The organism is Archangium minus (assembly GCF_044360475.1).
Lineage (GTDB): Bacteria > Myxococcota > Myxococcia > Myxococcales > Myxococcaceae > Archangium > Archangium minus.
The window spans coordinates 10,907,695-10,928,833 of the sequence record NZ_CP043494.1; the positions used below are offsets into that span (position 1 = coordinate 10,907,695).

12 protein-coding genes are annotated in these 21,139 nt (G+C 64.6%); 5 read left to right on the forward strand and 7 right to left on the reverse strand.

All coding sequences use genetic code 11. From position 1 onward, the window contains the following. Positions 1-91 precede the first annotated feature (91 nt). Both F0U60_RS44710 and F0U60_RS44715 read left to right on the forward strand, forming a co-directional pair. The gene (locus F0U60_RS44710; RefSeq protein ID WP_395809507.1) at positions 92-2,125 is read left to right on the forward strand and encodes a serine/threonine protein kinase; all 2,034 of its coding nucleotides are present in this window, start codon (positions 92-94) and stop codon (positions 2,123-2,125) included. A 25-nt stretch (positions 2,126-2,150) separates the two neighbouring features. After that, on the forward strand, positions 2,151-3,074 hold the full coding sequence (locus tag F0U60_RS44715) for a DUF2381 family protein (RefSeq protein WP_395809509.1): 924 nt from the start codon (positions 2,151-2,153) through the stop codon (positions 3,072-3,074). A 207-nt stretch (positions 3,075-3,281) separates the two neighbouring features. Here F0U60_RS44715 and ppsA read toward each other — a convergent pair whose 3' ends face one another. From ppsA to F0U60_RS44735, 4 genes are all read right to left on the reverse strand, one after another. Then, complete coding sequence (ppsA, locus tag F0U60_RS44720; protein WP_395809511.1) at positions 3,282-5,897, reverse strand: phosphoenolpyruvate synthase; 2,616 nt, start codon at positions 5,895-5,897, stop codon at positions 3,282-3,284. 256 nt (positions 5,898-6,153) lie between these two features. Further along, on the reverse strand, positions 6,154-6,882 hold the full coding sequence (locus F0U60_RS44725; protein WP_395809513.1) for an immunity 52 family protein: 729 nt from the start codon (positions 6,880-6,882) through the stop codon (positions 6,154-6,156). Beyond that, positions 6,883-7,611, reverse strand: a complete 729-nt coding sequence (locus F0U60_RS44730; RefSeq protein WP_395809515.1) for an immunity 52 family protein — start codon at positions 7,609-7,611, stop codon at positions 6,883-6,885. It abuts the gene before it with no gap. A 15-nt stretch (positions 7,612-7,626) separates the two neighbouring features. Continuing rightward, positions 7,627-9,396, reverse strand: a complete 1,770-nt coding sequence (locus F0U60_RS44735) for a Tox-REase-5 domain-containing protein (RefSeq protein WP_395809517.1) — start codon at positions 9,394-9,396, stop codon at positions 7,627-7,629. A gap of 146 nt (positions 9,397-9,542) precedes the next feature. Here F0U60_RS44735 and F0U60_RS44740 point away from each other — a divergent pair, with 146 nt between their 5' ends. From F0U60_RS44740 to F0U60_RS44750, 3 genes are all read left to right on the forward strand, one after another. Further along, the gene (locus F0U60_RS44740; protein WP_395809519.1) at positions 9,543-9,974 is read left to right on the forward strand and encodes a hypothetical protein; all 432 of its coding nucleotides are present in this window, start codon (positions 9,543-9,545) and stop codon (positions 9,972-9,974) included. 585 nt (positions 9,975-10,559) lie between these two features. Continuing rightward, positions 10,560-12,800 carry an ATP-binding protein gene (locus tag F0U60_RS44745; RefSeq protein WP_395809521.1) on the forward strand — a complete coding sequence of 747 codons (2,241 nt, stop codon included), beginning with the start codon at positions 10,560-10,562 and terminating at the stop codon, positions 12,798-12,800. 48 nt (positions 12,801-12,848) lie between these two features. Next, entirely contained in the window at positions 12,849-14,333 is a 1,485-nt protein-coding gene (locus F0U60_RS44750; RefSeq protein ID WP_395809523.1) for a serine hydrolase, read from the forward strand. A gap of 23 nt (positions 14,334-14,356) precedes the next feature. Here F0U60_RS44750 and F0U60_RS44755 read toward each other — a convergent pair whose 3' ends face one another. The 3 genes from F0U60_RS44755 to F0U60_RS44765 all read right to left on the reverse strand — a co-directional run bounded on the left by F0U60_RS44755 (position 14,357) and on the right by F0U60_RS44765 (position 20,809). Further along, complete coding sequence (locus F0U60_RS44755) at positions 14,357-17,578, reverse strand: protein kinase (protein WP_395809525.1); 3,222 nt, start codon at positions 17,576-17,578, stop codon at positions 14,357-14,359. Positions 17,579-17,671: 93 nt separating this feature from the next. Continuing rightward, positions 17,672-18,604, reverse strand: a complete 933-nt coding sequence (locus F0U60_RS44760) for a methyltransferase domain-containing protein (protein ID WP_395809527.1) — start codon at positions 18,602-18,604, stop codon at positions 17,672-17,674. Between the two features lie 198 nt (positions 18,605-18,802). Further along, the gene (locus F0U60_RS44765) at positions 18,803-20,809 is read right to left on the reverse strand and encodes a di-heme oxidoredictase family protein (protein ID WP_395809529.1); all 2,007 of its coding nucleotides are present in this window, start codon (positions 20,807-20,809) and stop codon (positions 18,803-18,805) included. Positions 20,810-21,139: the final 330 nt, after the last annotated feature.

Here is a 21,139-nt window from a genome sequence, read left to right on the forward strand (position 1 = left end):
AGCGTCGCCTGTCAAACGGTTCCCTCCTCTTACGCGTGTCCACGAGTCCGGAGGGGTTCTGTTACAGTGACCCACTTCGGAGGTCATGCGCATGAGCGAGGCCCTGGAGGGGCAGGCGGAGCAGGAGGGGCGAAAGGCACCGGAGCGCATCCCGAGGAGACGGGCCCCGCGCGGGCTCCTGGACACGCCATCGCCCCCGCTCGGCATTCGGGTGGACGGCTACCGGCTGGAGTCGCGGCTGGGAGAGGGGGGCCAGGGCACGGTGTACCGGGCCCGACGAGGCGGCAGGCTGTACGCCCTCAAGTTCCTCTCGCTGGAGTCACCCGACTGGGCGTGGCGGGAGTTGGAGGTCCGGCTGCGGCTGCGGCACGTGGGCGAGCTGACCGTGGAAGGACATGGCCTGTGGCCGCACCAGGGCCCGCGCTTCCTCTACCTCGTTACACCCTACGTGCGAGGGCGCTCGCTGTACGCGTGGGCGAAGGAGAAGAATCCCACGGCGCGGCAGGTGGTGCGCCTGGTGTTGGAGGTAGCGAGGCAGTTGGTAGAGGTGCACCGAGCCGGCGTGGTGCACCGAGACATCAAGGGCCCCAATGTGCTGGTGCGGCGCGAGGATGGGCGTCCGGTGCTGGTGGACTTCGGCGTGGGCACGTACGTGGGGGCGCCCGAAATCACCAACCCGTTAGGACTACCGGGTACGCGCCACTACCGCAGCCCCGAGGCGCTGCGCTTCCGCCGAGAGCACGCGGGCGAACACTCCCCGGCACGTACCTCGGACGATCTGTGGGCAGTAGGAGTCGTCCTCTATTGGCTGCTGACGGGCGGCTACCCCTTCGACACGGAGGTGGGGGACGAAGGAGCGATGGCGGAGCTCATCCTGAAGCAGGAGCCCGAGCCGCCCCACGCGTGCAACCCGCGCGTACCCCGGGAGCTGAGCGAGCTGTGCCTGCGCATGTTGGAGAAGCGCCTCGAGGCACGCTTTCCGGACGCGGAGGCCCTGTGCGCGACGCTCGAGGCCATTCTGGGGGAGGCAGACGGCACGTGGGACGTAGCGCTGTGCGAGGAGTGGAGCCCGGAGGGCGCCACCACGCCGCAGGAGGAATGGCTCGACCTGGGCGACTGGCTGGACAAGGCGAGACGGCTGCTGGCGTATGCACGAAGGGACCCCCGGCGAGGCCGGGCTGTGTCACTCGCGGACGCATCGACGCATCCGTTCTCCCCAGAGGACCCTCTCCCTGGGAAGAAAGACACCGGGGCGGAAGCGAGTCCTCAGGAGCGACGACAGCCACAGACGCCTCTGTGGCGCGCGAGGGTCTGGGGTAGCGCCTTGCTGGTACTGGGACTGCTCGGAGTCATGGCCGCGCTCCGCGTCCCGCCCCACCCCGAGCCCGAGGCTCCGGTCACTACTCCTGAAGTGGTCTCCGCTCCCATCATGCCGGAGGTCACAAAATCCGGCCAGGAAGTGGCGCCTCGGGGAGAGCCGCCGGAAGGTGGAGGAGGCGCGGCGCCCGAAAAGGCGGAAACCTCCGCGCCCGTCGCCAGCGCGACGCGCCCAGAGGACACGCGCGTGAAGACTCCACGGCAGGACTCCCAGCCACAAAAGAAGCAGCAAAAGAAGAAGCAACAAACGGTGCTCGGCGAAGTGGCCAAGGTGTGCGGCACGGCATTGGCTGTGGGTCAGGCGGCCTGCGCCAGCCCCGCCCCCCAAGTGCGGCCCGTCACACCTCCAGCCGCGGAGTGCCCGCCCGGCTCGGTGCAGGCCATGAAAGAGCTCGGCCTTGAGTTCGACAGAGGGAGCTCCTTGCTCTTCTTTCCCCACGACGAGAACAGTGACCGCCCCCAAATCACCGTCGTGCGCCAGGGCCCAGGCACGTTGACATTGATTGGACCCCCCTGGGGAAAGCTGCCGCGCCACACTGTTTTCTATGGGGAGCTCTTCTTCGGGGACGCGTATGTGTATGGCCATTTCACTACGGCGACCGTCCCTGGTGGGCCCACCTACCCCGTCTGCATGGAGCTGTGGCAGACGGAAGGGGTGAAGGGGGTCGAGAAGGAACCCGCCAACGAACCGGACTCCGCCACGGTACGGACCGCCGTGCACCTCAAACCCGTGGAGCGATTCAAATAGAAAAACCGCGAAGGTTCTCCCATCCATGTGTGCCCTGCTCCCCTCCGTCCCCCTCCTGCTCGCGCTCCTCGCTGGCCACCCAGCCACCACACAACAAGGCCCTGATGAGTGGGACATGGCAGGTGAACGCCACCTCGAGTTGACAGCGGACGACACCGGACAGGCGCCCGAGATGCGCATCAGTCCCAACCAGGCCAGCACCATCATCTTCAACACGCCGCTGCAAAACGGTGGCGTGGTGGTGGAGGAGAAAGAGTCCTTTCGGTCGGTCATGGTGGACGAGGCCGCTGGCGTGGTCACCCTCATTCCCTCGGACTCAGCGCCATGGAACAGGCCGTTGCAGGTAGCGGTGCGGTTCGCGGATGACGAGTTCCCACGGAGCGCGAGGTTCCGATTGATAGTGCACCCCACCCGGGCCGAGCGACAGGTACGGGTGTACCGTCGCGCCCGCTCCAGCGAGTCCTACCAACAAGAGGCAAGGCGACAGCATGCACGGGCAGAGCAATGCGTGGCAGAACTGGAGCAAGTCCGGGCAGAGCAGAAACGACCCGACGGCCTCACGGGACTACTCGATGCCAGGTTGGTAAGTGAGGACAGGGGGGTCCACGCACGGGACATCTCCAAGCTCACCCAGCGCCCCGGTGAAACCCTCCAGGTGTACAATGCATTCAGCTACCGCGCCGAGGGCCGGGTGGCCGTGGCGCTGCAAGTGCGGAACCAGGGAACACAATCCTGGACGGTCGAATGGGCGGAGTTGGTGGCTCCAGAAGGTACGCAGCCCCGAGTGTTACGCGTGTGGCCCTTCGAGCCCATTCCCCCAGGACAGACACTCCAACTCGTGGTGGAGGCAGAGGCCACGAAGGAGCAGGCCCGCGGCACCTTCATCCTCAAGCTGTGGGAGGCGAACGGCCCGCGAACCCTCACCCTGCGCGGCGTGGCCTTTCCGTGAGGATTCCGCTCCTCAGAAGAAGAAGCTCGCCCGCTTAAGAACTCGTTTCAAAAATGGCGCTCCAGCTCACGGTAGAGGATGAGGCAGCAGCCGAGACGGAGGAGCGCGAGGTGCAGCTCAGCACCTCGATCCCCGCGCACCCGCAGGCGTTTCAGCTTGTGAGGCCACCCTTTTGCTGGACGCCTGCATGATCCGACCCGCTTCGTTTTAGAGGACTTCTACGTACCCTTCCGTGCCATGGACGCGAATCCGCTGCCCATCCTTTATCCGCTTGGTGGCATTTTCCACGCCGACAACCGCCGGTAAGCCATATTCGCGTGCGATGACCGCACCATGGGTCATCAGCCCACCGACTTCGGTGACCAGACCTTTTATGGATACGAACAACGGTGTCCAGCTCGGGTCGGTGAAGGCGGTGACCAAGATATCTCCCTCTTCCAGCACAGCGTCTTCCACGTTCAAGACGACACGCGCGCGTCCATCCACAACGCCGGAAGAAACGGGGAGACCGACAATCGCTCCGGCCGGGAGATTGTCTCGCTTGTATTCACCTGCAATGATCTCCCCATCGGACGTGATGACGCGCGGCGGCGTCAGTTTCTCATACAACGCGTGCTCGTCTTTTCGCTTGCTGATGATTTGGTAATCCAGCTCATGTGTGCGCACGACGTCGCGAAGCTCTTCGAAGGTGAGATAGTATATATCTTCCTTTTCTTGAATGACGTTGGCTCGCACGAGTCGTTCGGCTTCTTTCAGCAAGGCCTGTTTGTAGACGAAGTAGCGACTGATCATGCCGTACTTAGGATATTCACGGTAACCGATGAAATTCCGGACCAGGCTGATCATTTGCTTTGTCTGTTCGGCTTTCTGCTCACCATCCGGCAATTGCGTCAACCGCTCCAACAACTCTTTCTCTTTCTTCAAAGCCGCCTGTCGCCCTTGCTCAAATTTCTGACTGCCGGCACCGGGCGCAAAGTTCTTGATGTTCCCGAGAATCATGGGGACAAGCGTAGTTGGCTTTTCGCGCCACCGAGGTCTCGTGATATCGATTTCTCCGGCACACCGCATTCCATACTTATCGAGATAAGCACAGATAGCGTCTCGGGCTTCCTGGCCACCCTTGAACTTGACCAGCTCATCCAAAAAGTCATCATCTTCTACATGCTGAAGATATTCGAACACTTCCGGATACGGGCGAATCACGTCTGCGACGTTCAATAGCGCCAGCCCCATTTCCGAAGTGATGTTGTTCGGTACAGATTGAGAAAGCGTGTCTGCTACGCCTTTTTCACCCAACCACTTCTCAATGTTTTCATTGATCCATGTTGAAGCCCCCATGGCGGTCATAAACACAGCCGAACTCCGGGGATCAAACAAAATTCTCTTCAGCTCCTGAACATCTTCTTGAATAAAATCAAGCAGCTCGGAGCCTGATTTCGTTTGGATGTTTCGCCTCAACGCGTCTATCGACGCTTGATTTTTCTCAATCAAATCAGAAACGATCTTCGGATCGTTTTCGATTTGCGGATGAAACTCCGAAGAGGACGCACCTTTACTGCTCCTACTGGAACTCTGCTCTTTCTTGTCATCTGGCGACAACTTGATGAAATCGCGTCGCTCGATGATGGTCATGAGTGCATCTTTTATGAGCGGATCGTGTTTTCCCATGACATCCAGCAACATCTCTCTGCCGGCGGATGAAGCCAGACTATCGGTGACATCAACAAACAACCTTCCGCCAGCTTTGTACATGGGCCGGAAAGCCGTTAACTGGAACAGCGAAATCCCCAATGGCTTCATGGGATCGGTCATCATCTGCTGATGGCCGACAGACACATAAACGTGATTGCCTTGATTGTTCGCTTCCGGGATAGGATACAAAGTGGTGATGGGCCGACTCTGAACCAGGTAAAATTCATCGCCAACCAGGCACCATTCGATGTCCTGGGGGCAGCCGAAGTGTTCTTCGACCTTTCGGCCCATGCGTGCGAGCCGCAAGATCTGCTCATCCGTCAGCGCTTGCTTGTTCTGCCGCTCAGGCTCGATCGCCAGCGCTTTCGTGCCGCCATCTTTCAAGGCATGAATCGCCAGCTTCTTGGTGGAGACCTTCTTGTCGATGAGCTCGCCGCCACGCACTTTGTAGACATCGGCATTGACCAGGCCGGAGACCAGGGCCTCGCCGAGTCCGAAGCCGGCATCGATGGACGACACCTTCCGATTGGACGTGACGGGATCGGCCGTGAAGAGGATCCCTGCCACTTGAGGGAAGACCATCTTCTGCACAACCACGGACAGGTGGACTTTGCGATGGTCGAAGCCGTTCTGAAGGCGGTAGGTGACGGCCCGCTCGGTGAATAGCGATGCCCAGCACTTGCTGATGTGCGCGAGGATGGCCTTCTTTCCGATGATGTTCAAATACGTATCTTGCTGGCCCGCGAAGGAGGCCGTCGGTAAATCCTCCGCGGTTGCGCTGGATCGGATGGCGTAGGCATTTTCTTCTCCCAGTCTGGAGAGAAGGCGCGTGATGTCTTCGAGGATATCTTCAGGGATGGCCTCCCCTTCGATGGCGCTGCGGATTTCACCGCTCAGTTTACTGATCTTGTCCCGGTCTTCCGCCTTCAGAAGCGACAACTGATCAAGCAAATCGCCGATCGACGGTATTTCCCCGATAATTCGTTTGAAGGCTTCGGTGGAAATGCAAAAGCCATCCGGCACGCGGATTCCTTCGATCTTGGAAAGTTCCCCCAGGTTCGCGCCTTTACCTCCAACAACCATGCGTTTTGTTTTGTCCAGGTCCTGAAAACCCAGCACATAGGAACCCATATGTTCGCGCCTCCAATTTCCATGAACTCCGGCTTCGGTGGCCGATCATGCGGGATGACCCCCGTCTGCGGCAAGCTCTCCCCGCAGGGTATAAATTTGAACTCGTTTCAAAAATGGACCAGAAAGCAGCAGCCGAGACGGAGGAGCGCGAGGTGCAGCTCCGCACTTCGCTCCTCGCGCACCCGCAGGCGTTTCAGCTTGTGAAGATTGCAGAGCCCTCGTTCCCGCCCGGTGCGGAAGGATCTGGAACTTTCCTTCAATGAATGGCGGGTGAAGAGGCACTGAAATCCTTCAGCAACCCCGCCCTATCGAGCAACGAGCGCACCTGGTCCGCCAGGGCCACGTGAGCGGGATTATCCACCGAGAAGCGCTCCGGAGTGAGGATGATGAGAGCCCCCTTGTCCTCCACGGGCTCGACGCGGACAGGGGAGGGCAAAGGAGGAACCTCTCCCCGGGGCCTCGAGAGGTACATCAACCAGCCCGTGCGAGGGTGGCCAGCAGGCTCATCACGCATGTCCTGGTATGCGTGCGAAATGACTCCGCCCCAATCGGGCTCCCAGGCCAGTATCATGGCGCGCATCACCGCAGGCAGAACAGGTGCAGTCAGTACGCGATCCTCTTCAGGTCCCGCGTAGGGCAGGTCGAGAAGACAAGAGTTCGGAGGAGGAACAACGTCCGAGCCACAGCTGAGCAGCACCGCGCCACCGTGCCCATCCTCCTTGTGTCCCGTCCAAGCGCTGAAACTGAACCCGAACTCCCCCTCATTGTATTTCCTGCTTTTGAAGAAGCGCAGAAACGTTTCATGGTTGGGCTCGAACTGAAGCTGGAGCGCTTTCTTGAGCGAGTTCGCTTGCTCGAACCAGCGGGTGTAGATGGGGTCACACTGTGAGAGGAGGCGAAAAAAGGTCTCCGCACGACGAGCACACTCCTCAGCGGACTCCTTACGACCTGGCCAATAGACACCTGCGTAGTGGATATCTCTCATCTATGTTGGCATGGGGCCGTAATCGCTGGATTCCTTCATCAAGCCCGCCTGCTCAAGCAACGCGCGCACCTGATCGGCGAGGTTGACATGCTCGGAACTGCTGACGGTGAATCGCTCGGAAGTAAGGACGATGAGCGAGCCCTTGTCCTCTATCGCCTCAACGCGTACAGGCGCAGGGAGGCTCGGCACCTCTCCTCTGCGGCGTGAGAGATACATGAGCCAACCCGTGCGGGGATAGCCCACTGGGTTGTTTCGCAGCTCTTGATAGGCATTCGAGATGACTCCTCCCCAGTCAGGCTCCCAAGCCAGAACCATGGCTCGCATCAGCTCAATCAGCACTGACTCAGTGAGAACTCGCCCAGCCTCAGGTTCCACCTTCGGCAGATAGAGAAGACAAGAATTGGGTGGGGGCACAACGTCAGAGCCACAACTGAGCATCACCATACCGCCGCGCCCATTCTCTTCATGTCCCGTCCAAGCACCGAAGCTGAAACCGAACGCGCCTTCATTGTATTTCCTGCGCCTGAAAAAACGCAGGAACGTTTCATGAGAAGGCTCGAACTGGAGCTGGAGCGCCTTCTTGCGCGAGTCCGCCTGTTCGAACCAACGGGCGTAGATGGGATCACAATGGGAGAGAAGATTGAAGAAGGTCTCCGCACGCCGTGCGCACTCCTCAGCCGACTCCTTGCGACCTGGCCAGTAAACACCTGCGTAGAAGGTCTCTTTCATAGGCGTTCCGCAGGACTACGGCGGTGTGTAGACCACGTCAATGCCCTTGATTTCATTCTCGTTGAAGAGCTTCTTGAGGATGTCCACCATCCTGGGTTCCGCCACATTCCAGCGGATGGGAATGCCATTTGCCACCCGGAGCTGCCTCGCGGCCTGCCTGACGATTCGCTTTACGCCTCTAAAGTAACTCTTGGGTTCAAGGTTCACGTCGAAGTGTCTGTCGTAGCCAAGCCCCTTGGTCTCCAGCAGGACACCCGTCACTGGGTCTCGGCCGTCGAAGTCCGCCTTTTCGCCATTGCGGACGACACGGTACACCCAGCCCTTGGGCGCCTTCGTCACCTTGTGCTGGAACCTGCGCGAGCGATCGGACATGTGCTCGTTCTTGGGCACCCACTGGCCCGGCCCTCCCACCGGTGGTGTCCAGGCGGGGCCTCCACCCGCCGCCGCTACGCCCACTGCCGCCGAGTTCAGCACGTACGTGGCGCCGAGCACCCCTCCCGCCACGGTCACCACCCGTCCGGGTACCGCCACCAGCCGCAGCGCCAGCTCGCCCTTCCCCGTCAGTGACAAGAGGGGCACGGAGAGCCGGCTCAGCTTGTCCCCCCACGAGACCGCCGCGACCGCCCCTTCTCCCGCCGTCCCCACCGTCAACAGCACGTGCGTGGTGAGGCGCGAAATGGCCCGCACCTGCTCGCCTCGGGGCTTGTGGCGGAAGGACTCCCAGTACTCGGGCGCGTTCTGGACGAGCTCGCGCACGGCCCCAGGCACCTGGGTGAGGCCCTCCAAAGTGTCCAGAGGGTGAATGAAGGTCTGGACGAGCCCGTGCACCGTGTCCCACAGCGCCAGCCCCGCGCCCTCTAGCGCGGGCAACAGCACGCCATCGTCCGGTACATACAGACCGAGTGGCCGTGCCCCTCGCGGCACCTCCAGCCCCGTGTCCACCGGCCATAACTGCCCCTCCTCCACGGCGTAGAAAGGGCCCACCTCGTAGCGGCCCGCGCGCAGAGTGCCGTCCTCCGCAAGCCGCACCTCGCCCGTCTTCTGCACGGCCTCGCCTGTGACGGGTCGCACCAGGTAGCCGTCCGGCCTCAGCACCCGCAGCCGGTGGAAGCGATCCATGCGCGCGTGGAGTTCCTGGCGCGTCACCGGCCTCTCGCCCGTGGCCACCTCCAGCAGCAGGTGCACCGCCATGCGTCGCCGGGCGAAATCCCCCAGCGTCACGTCCCTGTTCAACACGTGCGGCAGCAGCCGCAGAGCCTGCTCGGAAGACAGGGAGCGCCCGTCCACCGGCAGCGCCTCCTCGGGCACGCCCGCATGCGCCAGGAAGCCCTGGAAGTAGTCCAGGCTCATCGGCACGGTAAAAGGGCGTCCGTCCCCTACTCCGTCACGCCAGCCCACTGCGCCCTCGTCCCTGTCCTCCAGCGGCGCGTTCTCACCCGTCTCCTGACGGCGCGCCTGCGAACGGGACGACGACACCGCGGACGCACCTGTCACGGCTCCGGCGGTGCGCTCCTCCTCATCGACGTCATCCTCCGGGTCGTCGTCCTCGTCCCTCGGACTCGCGCCATCCGGCACGAGGGCACCACCGGAGCCCACCGTGGGCCGCTGCCCTTCCGCGCTCCGGAAGAAGGACGGCGTCAGGGAGGAGTGCCCCCAGCCCGACACCAGGTCTCCCCGAGGCGCACCTGTGGCGCACCCGGCCAGCACGCCCACTGCCACCAGGGCCAGCAGCACGGGAAGCGCCCCACCACCGCGCGCCTGGACACCCGAGGACCGCAGGGACATGGCCGCCTCCTGGAAACGGGGTCTTCCCAGTCTACGTCTACCTGCCCGGCTCGCTCCTCCTGGCGGCCCCTCCTGTCCTCCACAAGCCGTTGCGTCGTTCGGGCGGACACGAACATGGCGTACACTGCGTTTCACCGAGAGGAAGCATGATGCCCAACACGCACGAGTGGAGGATTGGACCCCATTCTCTCCACTTCGAGCCGCCCGACCTGCTCTGGTTGACGTTCCAGGGAAGACTGTCCCTGGACGAGGCCGCGCACCTGGTAGCCCTCTACAAGGAGTTGGGTTCGAAGCAGCCCTTCTTCGTCTTGGCGGACATGAAGGACGCTGAGCTGCTCGAGCCAGAGGTAGGGGAGTACATCAGTGAGCACATGCACTCCGGGCTCCTGCTGGGGACCGTCTACATCGGGGCGCGTCTCGCACAGAAAGGGCTGGCCAAGGGGATCGTGCTCGCGGCCCAGATGGAGGAGCGCGCGGAGCCCGCGGCTCTGGAAACGTTGCACTTCGTTGCCACGAAAGACGAGGCCCGCGCGCTCGTCGTCCAACTGCGCGCGAGGATGAGCGGCACCCAGCCCTGAAAGGGTGCCCAATCCGACCCGGTCGAGCACCTTTCACAATCCCATACAACAACGCCTTTCCAACAGTCTGGTCATCCACCACGGTGTGCTGCTTTGCATTCCTCGACTCCTGGTTCTACGGGGCTGAATGGAATTCTCCGCTAGATAACCAAGAAGCGATAAAATACAAACATCACCCTCTACTTCCTCGAATTCTAAACAATCAAACTTCAATTCCAGCACATTCCTCTTCTCCTCCGCATTCACACGCGCAAAGGGCGCAGTGGCCCATGAGCAGGTGCACCAGTGCCCATGTACGGCCCTCGCGCCCGAGCGGCCGCTTCACCCTCTCCATCACCTCTCTGCCCACGGGGCCGTGAAACGAGTAGGCTCCAGAAAGCGAGAAAGAAGAAGCGATCGCCCCCCTCGCCGCTCGATGCCAACCCGGAAGCGCGTCATCCCAAGAAACGTTGAAGTGAATGATGCTCCCGAGCGGACTGGGCCCCTGCCCGTGCCCTCTTCCTACCGTCCATACGCACTTCCCGCCATCAGTGGCTCAGCAATGTGCTGGAATACCGAGCAGATGCGTTCACCTGGACCTTTCCCATGAAGACCATCACGTCCTTGCCCGGACAGGTCGTTGATCTGACCAACTGCGCCCGGGAGCCCATCCACATTCCGGGCTCCATTCAGCCGCATGGCGTCCTGTTCACCCTGCACGAGCCCTCGCTGACGGTCGCGCAGGTGAGCGCGAACACAGCGGACGTCCTGGGCATCGAACCGGAGCCATTGTTGGGCCGCCCGCTCGACGGCCTGCTGGATGAGGGCGCGCTGGGCCTGCTGGCCGAGGCGCTACGCAGCGAGCGCCCCCAGGAGAACAACCCGTTTCCCGTCACCGTGGGCGCACGCGCCTTCGACGGAATCGTCCATCGCCACCTGGGCGCCACCTTCCTGGAGCTCGAGCCGGTACGGAACGTGGAGGAAGAGGGAGCCTGGCCCCTCCAGCGTCTCCTCCAGCGGGCCATCTCCCGGTTGCAGGCGGCGAAGAGCCTGCGTGAACTCTGCGACACGGCCACCACCGAGGTACGCCGGCTCACCGGTTTCGAGCGGGTCACGGTCTACCGCTTCGATGCGGAGGACAATGGCGAAGTCCTGTCCGAGGACAAGTTGGAGGGCCTGGATGCATATCTCGGCCTTCATTATCCCTCCTCGGACATCCCCCAACAGGCGCGCCGGCTCTACGTGCTCAACTGGCTGCGCATCATCCCCGACCGGGATTACAGGCCCGCGCCCATCCTTCCCAACCTCCGGCCCGACACCCAGCAGCCCCTTGACTTGAGCTTCTCCGTCCTCCGGAGCGTCTCGCCCATTCACGTCGAGTACATGCGGAACCTGGGCCTCCGCGCCTCCATGAGCATCTCCCTCGTCCATGGCGAGAGGCTCTGGGGACTGATCTCCTGCGGGAATCACTCCTCCCCGAGGTACCTCCCCTATGCGCTGCGGGCCGCGTGCGAGCTCATCGGCCGCATCACCTCTCAGCTGATAGGTGTCATGGAGGAGTTCGAGAAGCTGGAACTCCGCAAGAAGCTGCGCGGGCACCAGGAGCGTCTGGTGGGAGCGATGCGGGCTGAAGAGGAAGAAGCCCTCGCCGGCCTCGTCAAACCGCCAGGGGACCTGCTGGCACTCGCTGGAGCGAGTGGCGCGGCCGTGTTCAGTGAAGGCAGGTGCTGGACGGTGGGGCGTGTCCCCTCAGGGGAGGCCATGACGGGGCTCGTCGCGTGGCTGCGCGAGACGGTCAAGGAGGGCCTCTTCCACACCAAGGCCCTCTCCGGCCTCTACCCGCCGGCGGAGGCGTTCAAGGATGTCGCCAGCGGCCTGCTCGCGGTCTCCCTGCCCAAGCCCGTCCCCGACTACGTCCTGTGGTTCCGGCCGGAGATCATCCAGACGGTGAACTGGGGAGGAGACCCCACCAAGCCCGTCGAGAGGGAAGGACAGGAGCTACGCCTCCACCCGCGCCGCTCGTTCGAGCTGTGGAAGGAGGTCGTCCGGTCGACCTCGCTGCCGTGGACGCCGACCGAGCTAGAAGCCGCCGCGGACCTGAGGCGATACGCCATCGAGGTAGACCTGGGGCATCAGGTGATTCGGGAGCAGAAGGCCGTCCAGGCCAGGGATGACCTGGTAGCGGTCGTCTCGCACGACTTGAAGAACCCGCTCGGAATCATCCATCTCCAGGTAGGATTCATCCTCCGTGCGCTGCCGCTGGACCGCGAGGGCCCCTGGCGGCGCATCCAGAACTCAGCCGACCGCATCCAGCGCGCGACGGAGCGGATGAACAACCTCATCCGGGACCTGCTCGACCTCGCGAAGATCGAGGCGGGACGCTTCGCCGTCGAGCCCATGCCGGAGGAGCTGGAGAGCCTGCTCGAGGAGTGTCTGGAGATCTTCAAGCCGCTCGCGGAGCAGAAGCGGCTCTCCATCACCCAGAAGGCGAGTCATCCCGAGGCGCGGGTCCTCGCGGACCGGGAGCGGCTCTTCCAGGTGCTCTCGAACCTGATTGGAAACGCCATCAAATTCACCCCGGAGGGGGGCTCCATCCAGCTCACGGGCGAAACGGAGGGGAAGGTCGTGAGGTTCGCCGTGAAGGACACCGGCACGGGCATTCCCGAGGAGCAGTTGCCCAACCTCTTCAACCGGTACTGGCAGGCCAAGGAGCGTGCGCGGGAGGGTACCGGGCTCGGTCTCTACATCGCCAAGGGCATCATCGAAGCCCATGGGGGCAAACTGTGGGTGGAGAGCCAGGTGGGCTCCGGCAGCACCTTCTTCTTCACGCTACCGCGAGTCGCGTAGCAGAATCCTCTCCTGGAGCGCATCTCCGCGCTTCAGCAGGGGAAATGAATGAACTGGCTACACGCACACATGCTCGGTGCACTCCTGGTACTCGCGCTGGCCGGGTCCACCGCCGAAGCGGCGACACGACAACAGGAGCTCGACCGGCTCGTCACGCAGTACCATCAGCTGCGCCAGTTCAATGGGGCCGTGCTGGTCGCCGACGAGAAGGGCGTCATCCTCAAGAAGGGCTACGGTCAGGCCAACTTCGAGTGGCGGGTGCCCAATACCCCGGACACGAAGTTCCGCATCGGCTCGGTGACCAAGCAGTTCACGGCGATGGTCATCCTGCAGCTCGTCGCGGAGGGGAAGCTCGCGCTCGAGGACAAGCTCACGAAGCATCTTCCGGACTACCGCAAGGACACGGGCGAACGCGTCACGATTGCCCAGTTGCTGAACCACACCTCCGGAATCCCGTCCTACACGTCGCCCGCGTTCTTCCAGAACGACTCGCGCGACCCCTACTCGGTCGCGGACTTCGTGAAGAAGTTCGCCAGTGGCGACCTCGAGTTCGAACCCGGCACGAAGTACTCGTACAACAACTCCGGCTACTTCCTGCTCGGCGCCATCATCGAGAAGCTCACCGGAATGTCGTACGCCCAGGCGCTGCGGCAGCGGATCTTCGAGCCACTGGGCATGAAGGGCACCGGCTACGACGTCGCCATGGAGGTGCTGCCCAAGCGCGCGAGTGGCTATCAACTCGGTCTCAACGGGTACGTCAACGCGCCCTACCTGGACATGTCGCTCCCGTACGCCGCCGGCTCCCTGTATTCGACGGTGGAGGACCTCTACCTCTGGGACCGCGCGCTCTACCAGGACAAGCTGCTGCCCGCGCCGCTCAAGCAGCAGATGTTCACGCCAGGCCTGGAGCAGTACGCGTATGGCTGGTCCGTCAAACCGCTCAAGCTGAACGATGGCAAGACAGAGGTCGCAACGATTGGCCACAGTGGCGGCATCAACGGTTTCAACGCACTGCTCGTCCGTGTACCTGCGCGCAAGGAGCTCGTCGTCGTCCTGGACAACACGTCGCGCGGTGACAAGCTCGGCAGCCTCGTGGCCGGACTGCTGAGCATCCTTCACGACATCAAGCCCCAGCAGCCCCTGAGGGAAATCTCGGAAGTCGTGATGGAGACCCTCGAGAAGGCGTCCGTGGTGGAGGGAATCGCCAGGTACAAGGCCTTGAAGGCAACGAAGGCGGCCGAGTACGACTTCTCCGAGCCGCAGCTCAATCGCGCCGGTTACCACCTGCTCGGCTCCGGACGCGTGGCGGATGCGATTGAGCTCTTCAAGCTGAATGTGGAGATGTTCCCCCAGAGTGGGAATGTCTACGACAGCCTGGGTGAGGCGTACATGGCCAGCGGGAACAAGGAGCTGGCGCTCGTGAACTACCGCCGGGCACTGGAGCTGGACCCGTCCAACGCGAACGCGGCGGAGACGCTCAAACGGCTGGAGAAGACGGAGGGGGCCACCGGAAAGAAGGCGAAGGCCGAGTAGGAATCAGGCGGCCACCGCCTCCTTCATTCCTCTCCGAGCAAGGCATTGGCGCGCTGGAGCAGACCTCGGTAGCCAAGCCGGTTCGCCTCCTGCCGGATGGACAGCAGGCCCTTCCGTACCGCCGCGGCCTTCGTGTCGCGGCGGAGCTCCACCTGGAGGAGCCGCGCCTCGAGCGCCACCCGCTTCATGCCGCCGCGAGCCGCCTGCGTCGCGAGCGCCTGGAGCTGCCGCGCCGCCGCCTCTCGCTCCGAGGGCTCTCCGTCCCGCAGCAACAGGGATGCGCCCGTGAGCAGCACCTCCGCCGCGATGAACACGTCCTCGCTGCCCCCCGCAAGGGTCCGAGCGCGTGCCAAGGCCTCACGCGCCGCCACGGGCTCTCCCAGCGCCATCAGCGCCCGTGCCTTCACCGCGTTCGAGCGCCCTTCCCCGTCCAGGCTCTTCAGCGCCGCGTAGGCCGCCAGCGCGGGCTCCACCACCGAGAGCGCCTCCTGGGGTTTCCCCTCCTCCAGGGACAGACACGCCAGGCCCAGCTCGGTCTCGGCCACGAAGGCCTCCAGGCCTCGCGCCCGCCGCAACACCAGCGCGCGCTCCAGCTGACGGCGTGCCTGTGCCAGCTCTCCCAACTCCGTCAGCAGACAGCCCAGCTCGTAGCGGCCCCAGGCCTCGGCATAGCCATCCTCGAAGAGCACCTGGGCCGCATGACTCCCCTCCTCGAGCAGGCGCTTTCCCTCGTCCAGCGCCCCCATGAACCGCCGCACGGAGCCCTTCAAGATGGTGCTGGAGTTCATGTCGGAGAGCCGCCCGCGCTGCCGGTAGAGCTCCTCGGCCCTGCTCGCACGCCGCAGGCCCTCGGAGAGCTGGCCCAGACGGCAGCTCAGCCCCCCGGAGCACAGGAGGGCTTCGGCCTCGAGCGAGGCGCCTTGAATGTCCCGGGCCGCCTGGATGGCGGAGACGAACACGCGCTCGGCCTCGAGCAGCCGTCCCATGTCGATGAGCGCCATGGCGTGCACGAGCATCGAGCGCGCCGCGCCTCCCCTGTCTCCGCTCGCCAGGAAGAGCTCCTCCGACTCCTCCAGCAGCTCGACGGCGCGCCGGGCCTCTCCGAGGTTGCGCGCCGCGTAGGCCTCCATGATGAGCGCGGAGGCAGCAAGCTGGCCCTGGCTGGCCCTGCGGGAGCGGGACACCGCCGCTTCAGCATGCCGCCGGGAAGAGATGAAGTCGGCGGTCGCGCTGGTGGCCACCGCCGCGGCCAGCTCTATCCGCGCGTCCTCTCCCAGAGGAGGCGGGAGCCGGCGCAGCGCCTCCAGGGTGGACTGAGCCTCCCGGTTCTGCCCCGCGGACACCTGCGCGAACACCAACGCGGTGCCGTACTCCACGTTGTCCGGGAAGAACTCGAAGAGGGTCCGGTATGCCTCGATGGCCTGCGGCCACTCGGAACGCGCCTCGTGATGACGAGCCGAGACCAGGAGGCGCTCCTCGCGCGACAGGCTCGAGGACAGCTCGAAGGCCCGGCGTGCGGCCTCCTTCGCCGCCTCCTCTTGATAGAGGTATTGGAGGGCGGCGGCCAACGCCGAATGGGCGGGGGCGAAGGCAGGCTCCCGCTCCACCACGCGCTCGAAGCACTCCACGGCGGTGGCCGCGTCATGGCCGCGCAGGGCGGCGAGCCCCTCGGCGTAGAGCCGCGCGGCCTCGGACTCTCCGGGCATCGCGTTGCGCACGCCGTAGGCTTGCTCGGAGGTCAGCGGCGCCAGTCCCAGCCGCTTTCGCAGCGCGGCGCCCACACGGGAGACGAGCTCCAGCAGCTCCCGCTCCACGCCCACCTCCGACAAGTGGGCCAGCGTCTCACCCGTGGTGGCCTCCTGCAGGCGCAGGTTCAACCGCAGCCGAGCCTCCTCCTCGCGCCCCTGCACGAGGTAGGCCCCGGTGAGCACCAGGTCCACGCCAGAGTGCGCGCGGATGCGCTGCAGCGTGGCCTCCGCGAAGCCCTCCTCCTCTGGAAGCAGGAGATCCCTGCGCATCTGCACGACACCTTCCCCGGGAAGCAGGCGGAGCTGTTCCCCCATCGCCAATTCCGCGCAGAGCAGCTCCGCCAAGGCGGTGGAGAGCCAGGCCGACTCGGCCCTGGCCATCAGGTTGCGCGGAGCGAGCACCGCCACCACCCGCCGTGCCACGGACGGCGCTCCCGAGGTGGACGTCGCTGGGGTGGGCTTCACGGGGGAGCGCCTCCTGGCCGAATGGGGAGTCATGAGGTCCGCGGTGGGCGCGCCGCTCCGCAGCGCGGCAACAGCCTCGGACGCGGTGGTGAAACGCGCCTCCGGCCGGCGCGCCAGACAGCGCAGGAGCACCTCCTCCCAGGAGGGGGCCAGCTCCGGCACCAGCTCGCGCGGAGAGGGAGGCGACTGGCGCAGCCGCAGCAGGGAGGCGGCCATCGGCGTCTCCGCCACGAAGGGCCGCTGTCCCGTCACCATCTCGAAGAGCACCAATCCGAAGGCGTAGATGTCGGAGGCGGGTGACAGCGGCAGGCCCTCCAACTGCTCCGGGGACATGTAGAAAGGACTGCCAACAATATGGCCCTCCCGCGAGGTCGAGCCGTCTCCCTCCAGCAGCTCACCCCGGGCCAGGCCGAAGTCGGTCACCACCGCCCGCAGGCCCCCCGCCGCCGGCGGCGCGGGCACCAGCATCACATTGCCGGGTTTGAAGTCGCGGTGGATGATCTGCGCGGCATGCGCCGCATCGAGCGCGCCCGCCATCTGCTCGGCCAACCGCAACACCTGCTCCGGCGGCATCCTCCCTTGTCGGAAGAGCTGCTCATGGAGTGTTCGTCCCGCGAGCAGTTCCATGGTGAGGAAGACGATCCGATACGATGCGCCCCCCTCCACCGGGACGACCTCGTGCTCGCCGATGTCGAAGACACGGCAGACATTGGCATGCGTTACCCGGCGCGCCAGCCGCAGCTCGCGCTTGAAGCGCAAGAGCGCATCCGGCGTGGCGGCCAGCTCCGGGCGGATCGTCTTGAGCGCCACGGGCTCGTGCAGAGAGAGATCCTCCGCCGCGTACACCTCCCCCATGCCTCCCCGGGAGAGGAAGCGCACCACCTGGTAGCGCCCGGCGACCTTCGTTCCCTTGGCGAACGCGTGTCCTGGGGAAGGCTCGGCGACCGGACCCGAAAGGAGGGGCTCCGCCGCCGTACCATCCCGAACCCAGGTGCTCGTGCTCTGCAGCGCATTGCGGGATTTGCGCTCCATGGCTCGGAAGTGCTCCCCTCTCAGCGGACGGCGGGCACACTAGCATGTGACGCCGAATACCGAGACAGGTCACCCCTGTGGTGGTACCCGCCCTCACACGCTCCCGCGCGCCTCCTTCCGCAGCACCAGGAGCTTCGACAGGAACCAGCGCTCTGTCTTCACCGTCCGCAACCCATGACGCGCGAAGAGCGCTGGCAGCTCCAGCCGCGAGTAGTCCAGGAAGAAGGGCTCGTTGAAATACGCCTCGAAGCGCTCGAAGGAGATCGACTCCCCGGCAGCGCCGTCCCCCTCTTGAATGGCATCCATGAAGAGCAGCGTCCCTCCCGGCTTGAGCACCCGCGCCATCTCCGCGGTGACGCGCTCGATAACCGGCAGCGGGAGCTCGTGGAACAACCAGATGCAGGTGAGCAGATCAAACCGGCCCGTCCACTCCGGGAGCATCTGCTCGGCGTTCATCTGAAGGAACGTGGCCTTGCGGCGCAACAGCCGGGCCGCCTCCAGGTAGGCCGGGGAGAGATCGATTCCCGTGTAGCGGTGCCGCCGGTTCTGCAGCCACGCCTGGCCCATCCACGTCGCCGGGCCACACGCCACATCGAGGATGTCCAGGTGGTTCCCCTCGGGAAGCTGGTCAATAACCCCCTGGCGCATGAGCCGATTGGCCCCCATGAAGAGGAAGCGAATCTGCCACTCGTACGTCAGCGCCGCGCGCAAGGACAGGCCGCCGTTGGCCTGATTGTGAAAGTCGGTGAGGTAGTAATCCGGATAGGGAAACGCATCTCCCGGCTCCACCGGCAGACCCCGCAGCCCGTTGCGCTGCTTGTACCGCACACGCCCGATGTCCGAGAGGCTAGAAGCGAGGAACACCGGCAACGTGAAGAGATCCTCGCGCTCGGCCCGGGCCAGGGCCTCCCGCTTGTCTGGCTCCGACAGCACGCGGGCGTGCAGCTCCATCGCCCCCGTGAAGCTGCTCTTGAAGAAGGAGAGGTCCACCTCATCGAGAGGCAGCGCGCTGGCCCAGGCGGACATCAGCCCGCTTGCGTGAAGCCCGACCCGCCCCGTCGTACGCAGGCGGCTCAGTGCCTCCGAGAGCGGAGCACCGAGCCGTCCAAGCTGCGCCAATGAGTGGGGAATGTTGGAAATCGAACTCGTCATCCAGCGCAGGTAGCACGCGGGACTGACACACTCCAGAGGGGCCCGGCGGTGGAGCCGGGCCCCTCAGTCAGCTCACAACGACTCGAGGAAGGCGATCACCGCCGTGCGGTCTTCCTTCGAGAGCGCCTCGTAGCGCGCGCGGCTGGCACTCGCCTCGCCGCCGTGCCACCCGATGGCCTCGTTCAGGGTGCGGGCGCGACCATCATGCAGGTAACGCACGTTCTGCACGCCGCCCTGCACATACTTCAGCGAGCCCAAGCCCCACAGCGGCGCCGTGCGCCACATGCTCGGAGCAGCCTGGCCCTCGGTCAGCGTGTCCGCCAGCTCCGGACCCATGTCGTGCAGCAACATGTCGGTGTACGGGCGGATGGTCTGGTTGCGCAGCTCGGCGAACGGGTGGGTGTTGCCCGTGGTCAGCTGCGCGGTGTGGCAGGAGGTGCACTGGGCCTGGGCGAAGAGGACACTGCCGCGGGCGATCAACTCCGGGTTCACATCGTGCTCCGGAGACACGCGGATGCCTTCGGGGTAACCGCTGCGCAGGCTGCGCTGCGCCGGCACACCAATCAGCGCCAGGTAGTCCGACATCCGCTGGAGCTCCTCGGCCGACACCGCCGTGGCGCCAGCGCCATTGCGGCAGTCAGGCGCGCCCTGCTGGCAGCTGCGCGAGGGGAACACGGGCGAGGTGACGCTCATGTCCTTCACGAGCGCATCGCCTACCTGGTGGCGCAGGCTCGCCTTGGTGGCCTTCCAGCCGAAGCGGCCCAGGTGCACCTTGCCGGTCTCGGGGTCGTTCACCCAGTGCGGCACGCCGCGCACGCCGTCGCCGTTTTTGTCCTCGGGGTCCGCCAGCGCCAGGATGGTGGGCTCGGCCACGGCCTCCAGCAGGCCCATGCCGATGACCTGGGGGGCCTGGCGCACGGAGTAGAGCGAAGGCACGGGCCCCTTGAAGGCATAGACAGGCTTGACCAGCTCCACCTGCTCGCCACCGGCCAGCGTGCGCACCGTCTTCTCGTAGGACGCCACGCTCACCGAGTAGTCGGGGGCCGTGGAGGAGGAGGCCCGCTGCTGCACGTTCAGGCCGTAGGTGGGGTCGGGCAACACTGCGCCGTTGCCGCCCGCGACACCGGTGAGCACCGACAGGGTGTCGAGCCGCGCGCCCTGGGCCGGCACCGGGCTGCGGCCGTTGGCCGCGTGGCACTCGATGCAGCGCGCCTGGTTGTAGCGCGGGCCCAGTTGCCCCACGTGCTCGGTGAACACCGGGTTGGTGTTCGGGTGCTCGGAGTGCTTGCCGTCCGCGAACGAGGTGTGGAACAAGCGGCGCCCCTGCACGAAGCGCTTGGTGTTGCCAATGCCAATGTTATTGGCCATCTGCTGGAACACCCGGTGCGGCTCTTCCGAGTAGTTGTAAGACACGCTGGCCTGGCCGCCCAGCAGGGTCGAATCCGGCAGCGGCTCGGAATCCAGGTTGGGGACAATGCCGTACCAGGGACGCATCCCCTTGCCCACCACGTAGAGCTGCTCAAACGAGTAGTAGCGCTCACCGCCGCCGTCGATGGCCGGGCGCTGCAGGCGCGGCGCGGGGGCCAGCTCGATCTTGTCGCCAATCTTCAACGGGCTGTGCGGAGACGTGCGCCAGTTGGACGTGAAGGACATCCTGCACGTGCGCTCGCCGGCGTGGCAGATGGGCTTGTTGCCCTCGTTGGGATTGTTGAAGCCGTAGTTCAGCGACCAGCCAAAGTCGCGCACGTTCGGGTTGTTGATGTTGCGGAACAGGCTGAAGGTGGTGCCGTCGAACGTGCCGTCGTTGACGTGGAGGATCACCTCGATGCGCTGGCGGCCGGCGGGCACTTCGTCGCGGATCTCCAGACCGAAGGTCCGGTTCTGGAAGTAGAAGGTGGGGAAGGTGAAGTACCGGCCCGGGCCCGTGTCGGGGGCGTCCCAGGCCTCGCCACGCTCACGCGCATGGCGCTCGGTGGGCCGTGCACCCATGAAGGTGACGAGCGTGCCGTCGGGCTCGGTGTACTGGAGCTGCTCGGTGATGGGGGTATCGGCCGCGAACAGCGGCGAGTACTCGGCCATCACACCGGTTCCAACCGGGGTGGGGGTGATGGGGGCGTTGGGCGATCCTTCCGGGGACGGGGAGGAACCCGTACCTCCGCCTTCGCTGCTACCGCCGCAAGCCGTCAGCGACACGACAGCGGCAAACACCGTCGCCAGGGCCGAAGCGGAGGGGCGCCCAGACGAACCGGAGGACGTTGTTGTCGGTTTCGTGGAGTTCATGGGGGGGTCTTTGACTCGAGTTCTGCTACTGGATGTCATTTCAACTGCACTCCAAGTCTAACGTCACATCCAGACAGTCACCAACTGGTTTAGTACTGAAAAACCGCTTTTCTTGATGCCATAGACAGT

Bases quoted from the DNA above. Each gene is read 5' to 3' on its own strand.
- F0U60_RS44725 (WP_395809513.1), bottom strand. From the start codon at position 6,882: ATGAGAGATATCCACTACGCAGGTGTCTATTGGCCAGGTCGTAAGGAG.
- ppsA (WP_395809511.1), bottom strand. From the start codon at position 5,897: ATGGGTTCCTATGTGCTGGGTTTTCAGGACCTGGACAAAACAAAACGC.
- F0U60_RS44710 (WP_395809507.1), top strand. From the start codon at position 92: ATGAGCGAGGCCCTGGAGGGGCAGGCGGAGCAGGAGGGGCGAAAGGCA.
- F0U60_RS44735 (WP_395809517.1), bottom strand. From the start codon at position 9,396: ATGTCCCTGCGGTCCTCGGGTGTCCAGGCGCGCGGTGGTGGGGCGCTT.
- F0U60_RS44765 (WP_395809529.1), bottom strand. From the start codon at position 20,809: ATGGCCGAGTACTCGCCGCTGTTCGCGGCCGATACCCCCATCACCGAG.
- F0U60_RS44730 (WP_395809515.1), bottom strand. From the start codon at position 7,611: ATGAAAGAGACCTTCTACGCAGGTGTTTACTGGCCAGGTCGCAAGGAG.
- F0U60_RS44745 (WP_395809521.1), top strand. From the start codon at position 10,560: ATGAAGACCATCACGTCCTTGCCCGGACAGGTCGTTGATCTGACCAAC.
- F0U60_RS44715 (WP_395809509.1), top strand. From the start codon at position 2,151: ATGTGTGCCCTGCTCCCCTCCGTCCCCCTCCTGCTCGCGCTCCTCGCT.
- F0U60_RS44760 (WP_395809527.1), bottom strand. From the start codon at position 18,604: ATGTCCGCCTGGGCCAGCGCGCTGCCTCTCGATGAGGTGGACCTCTCC.
- F0U60_RS44750 (WP_395809523.1), top strand. From the start codon at position 12,849: ATGAACTGGCTACACGCACACATGCTCGGTGCACTCCTGGTACTCGCG.
- F0U60_RS44740 (WP_395809519.1), top strand. From the start codon at position 9,543: ATGATGCCCAACACGCACGAGTGGAGGATTGGACCCCATTCTCTCCAC.
- F0U60_RS44755 (WP_395809525.1), bottom strand. From the start codon at position 17,578: ATGGAGCGCAAATCCCGCAATGCGCTGCAGAGCACGAGCACCTGGGTT.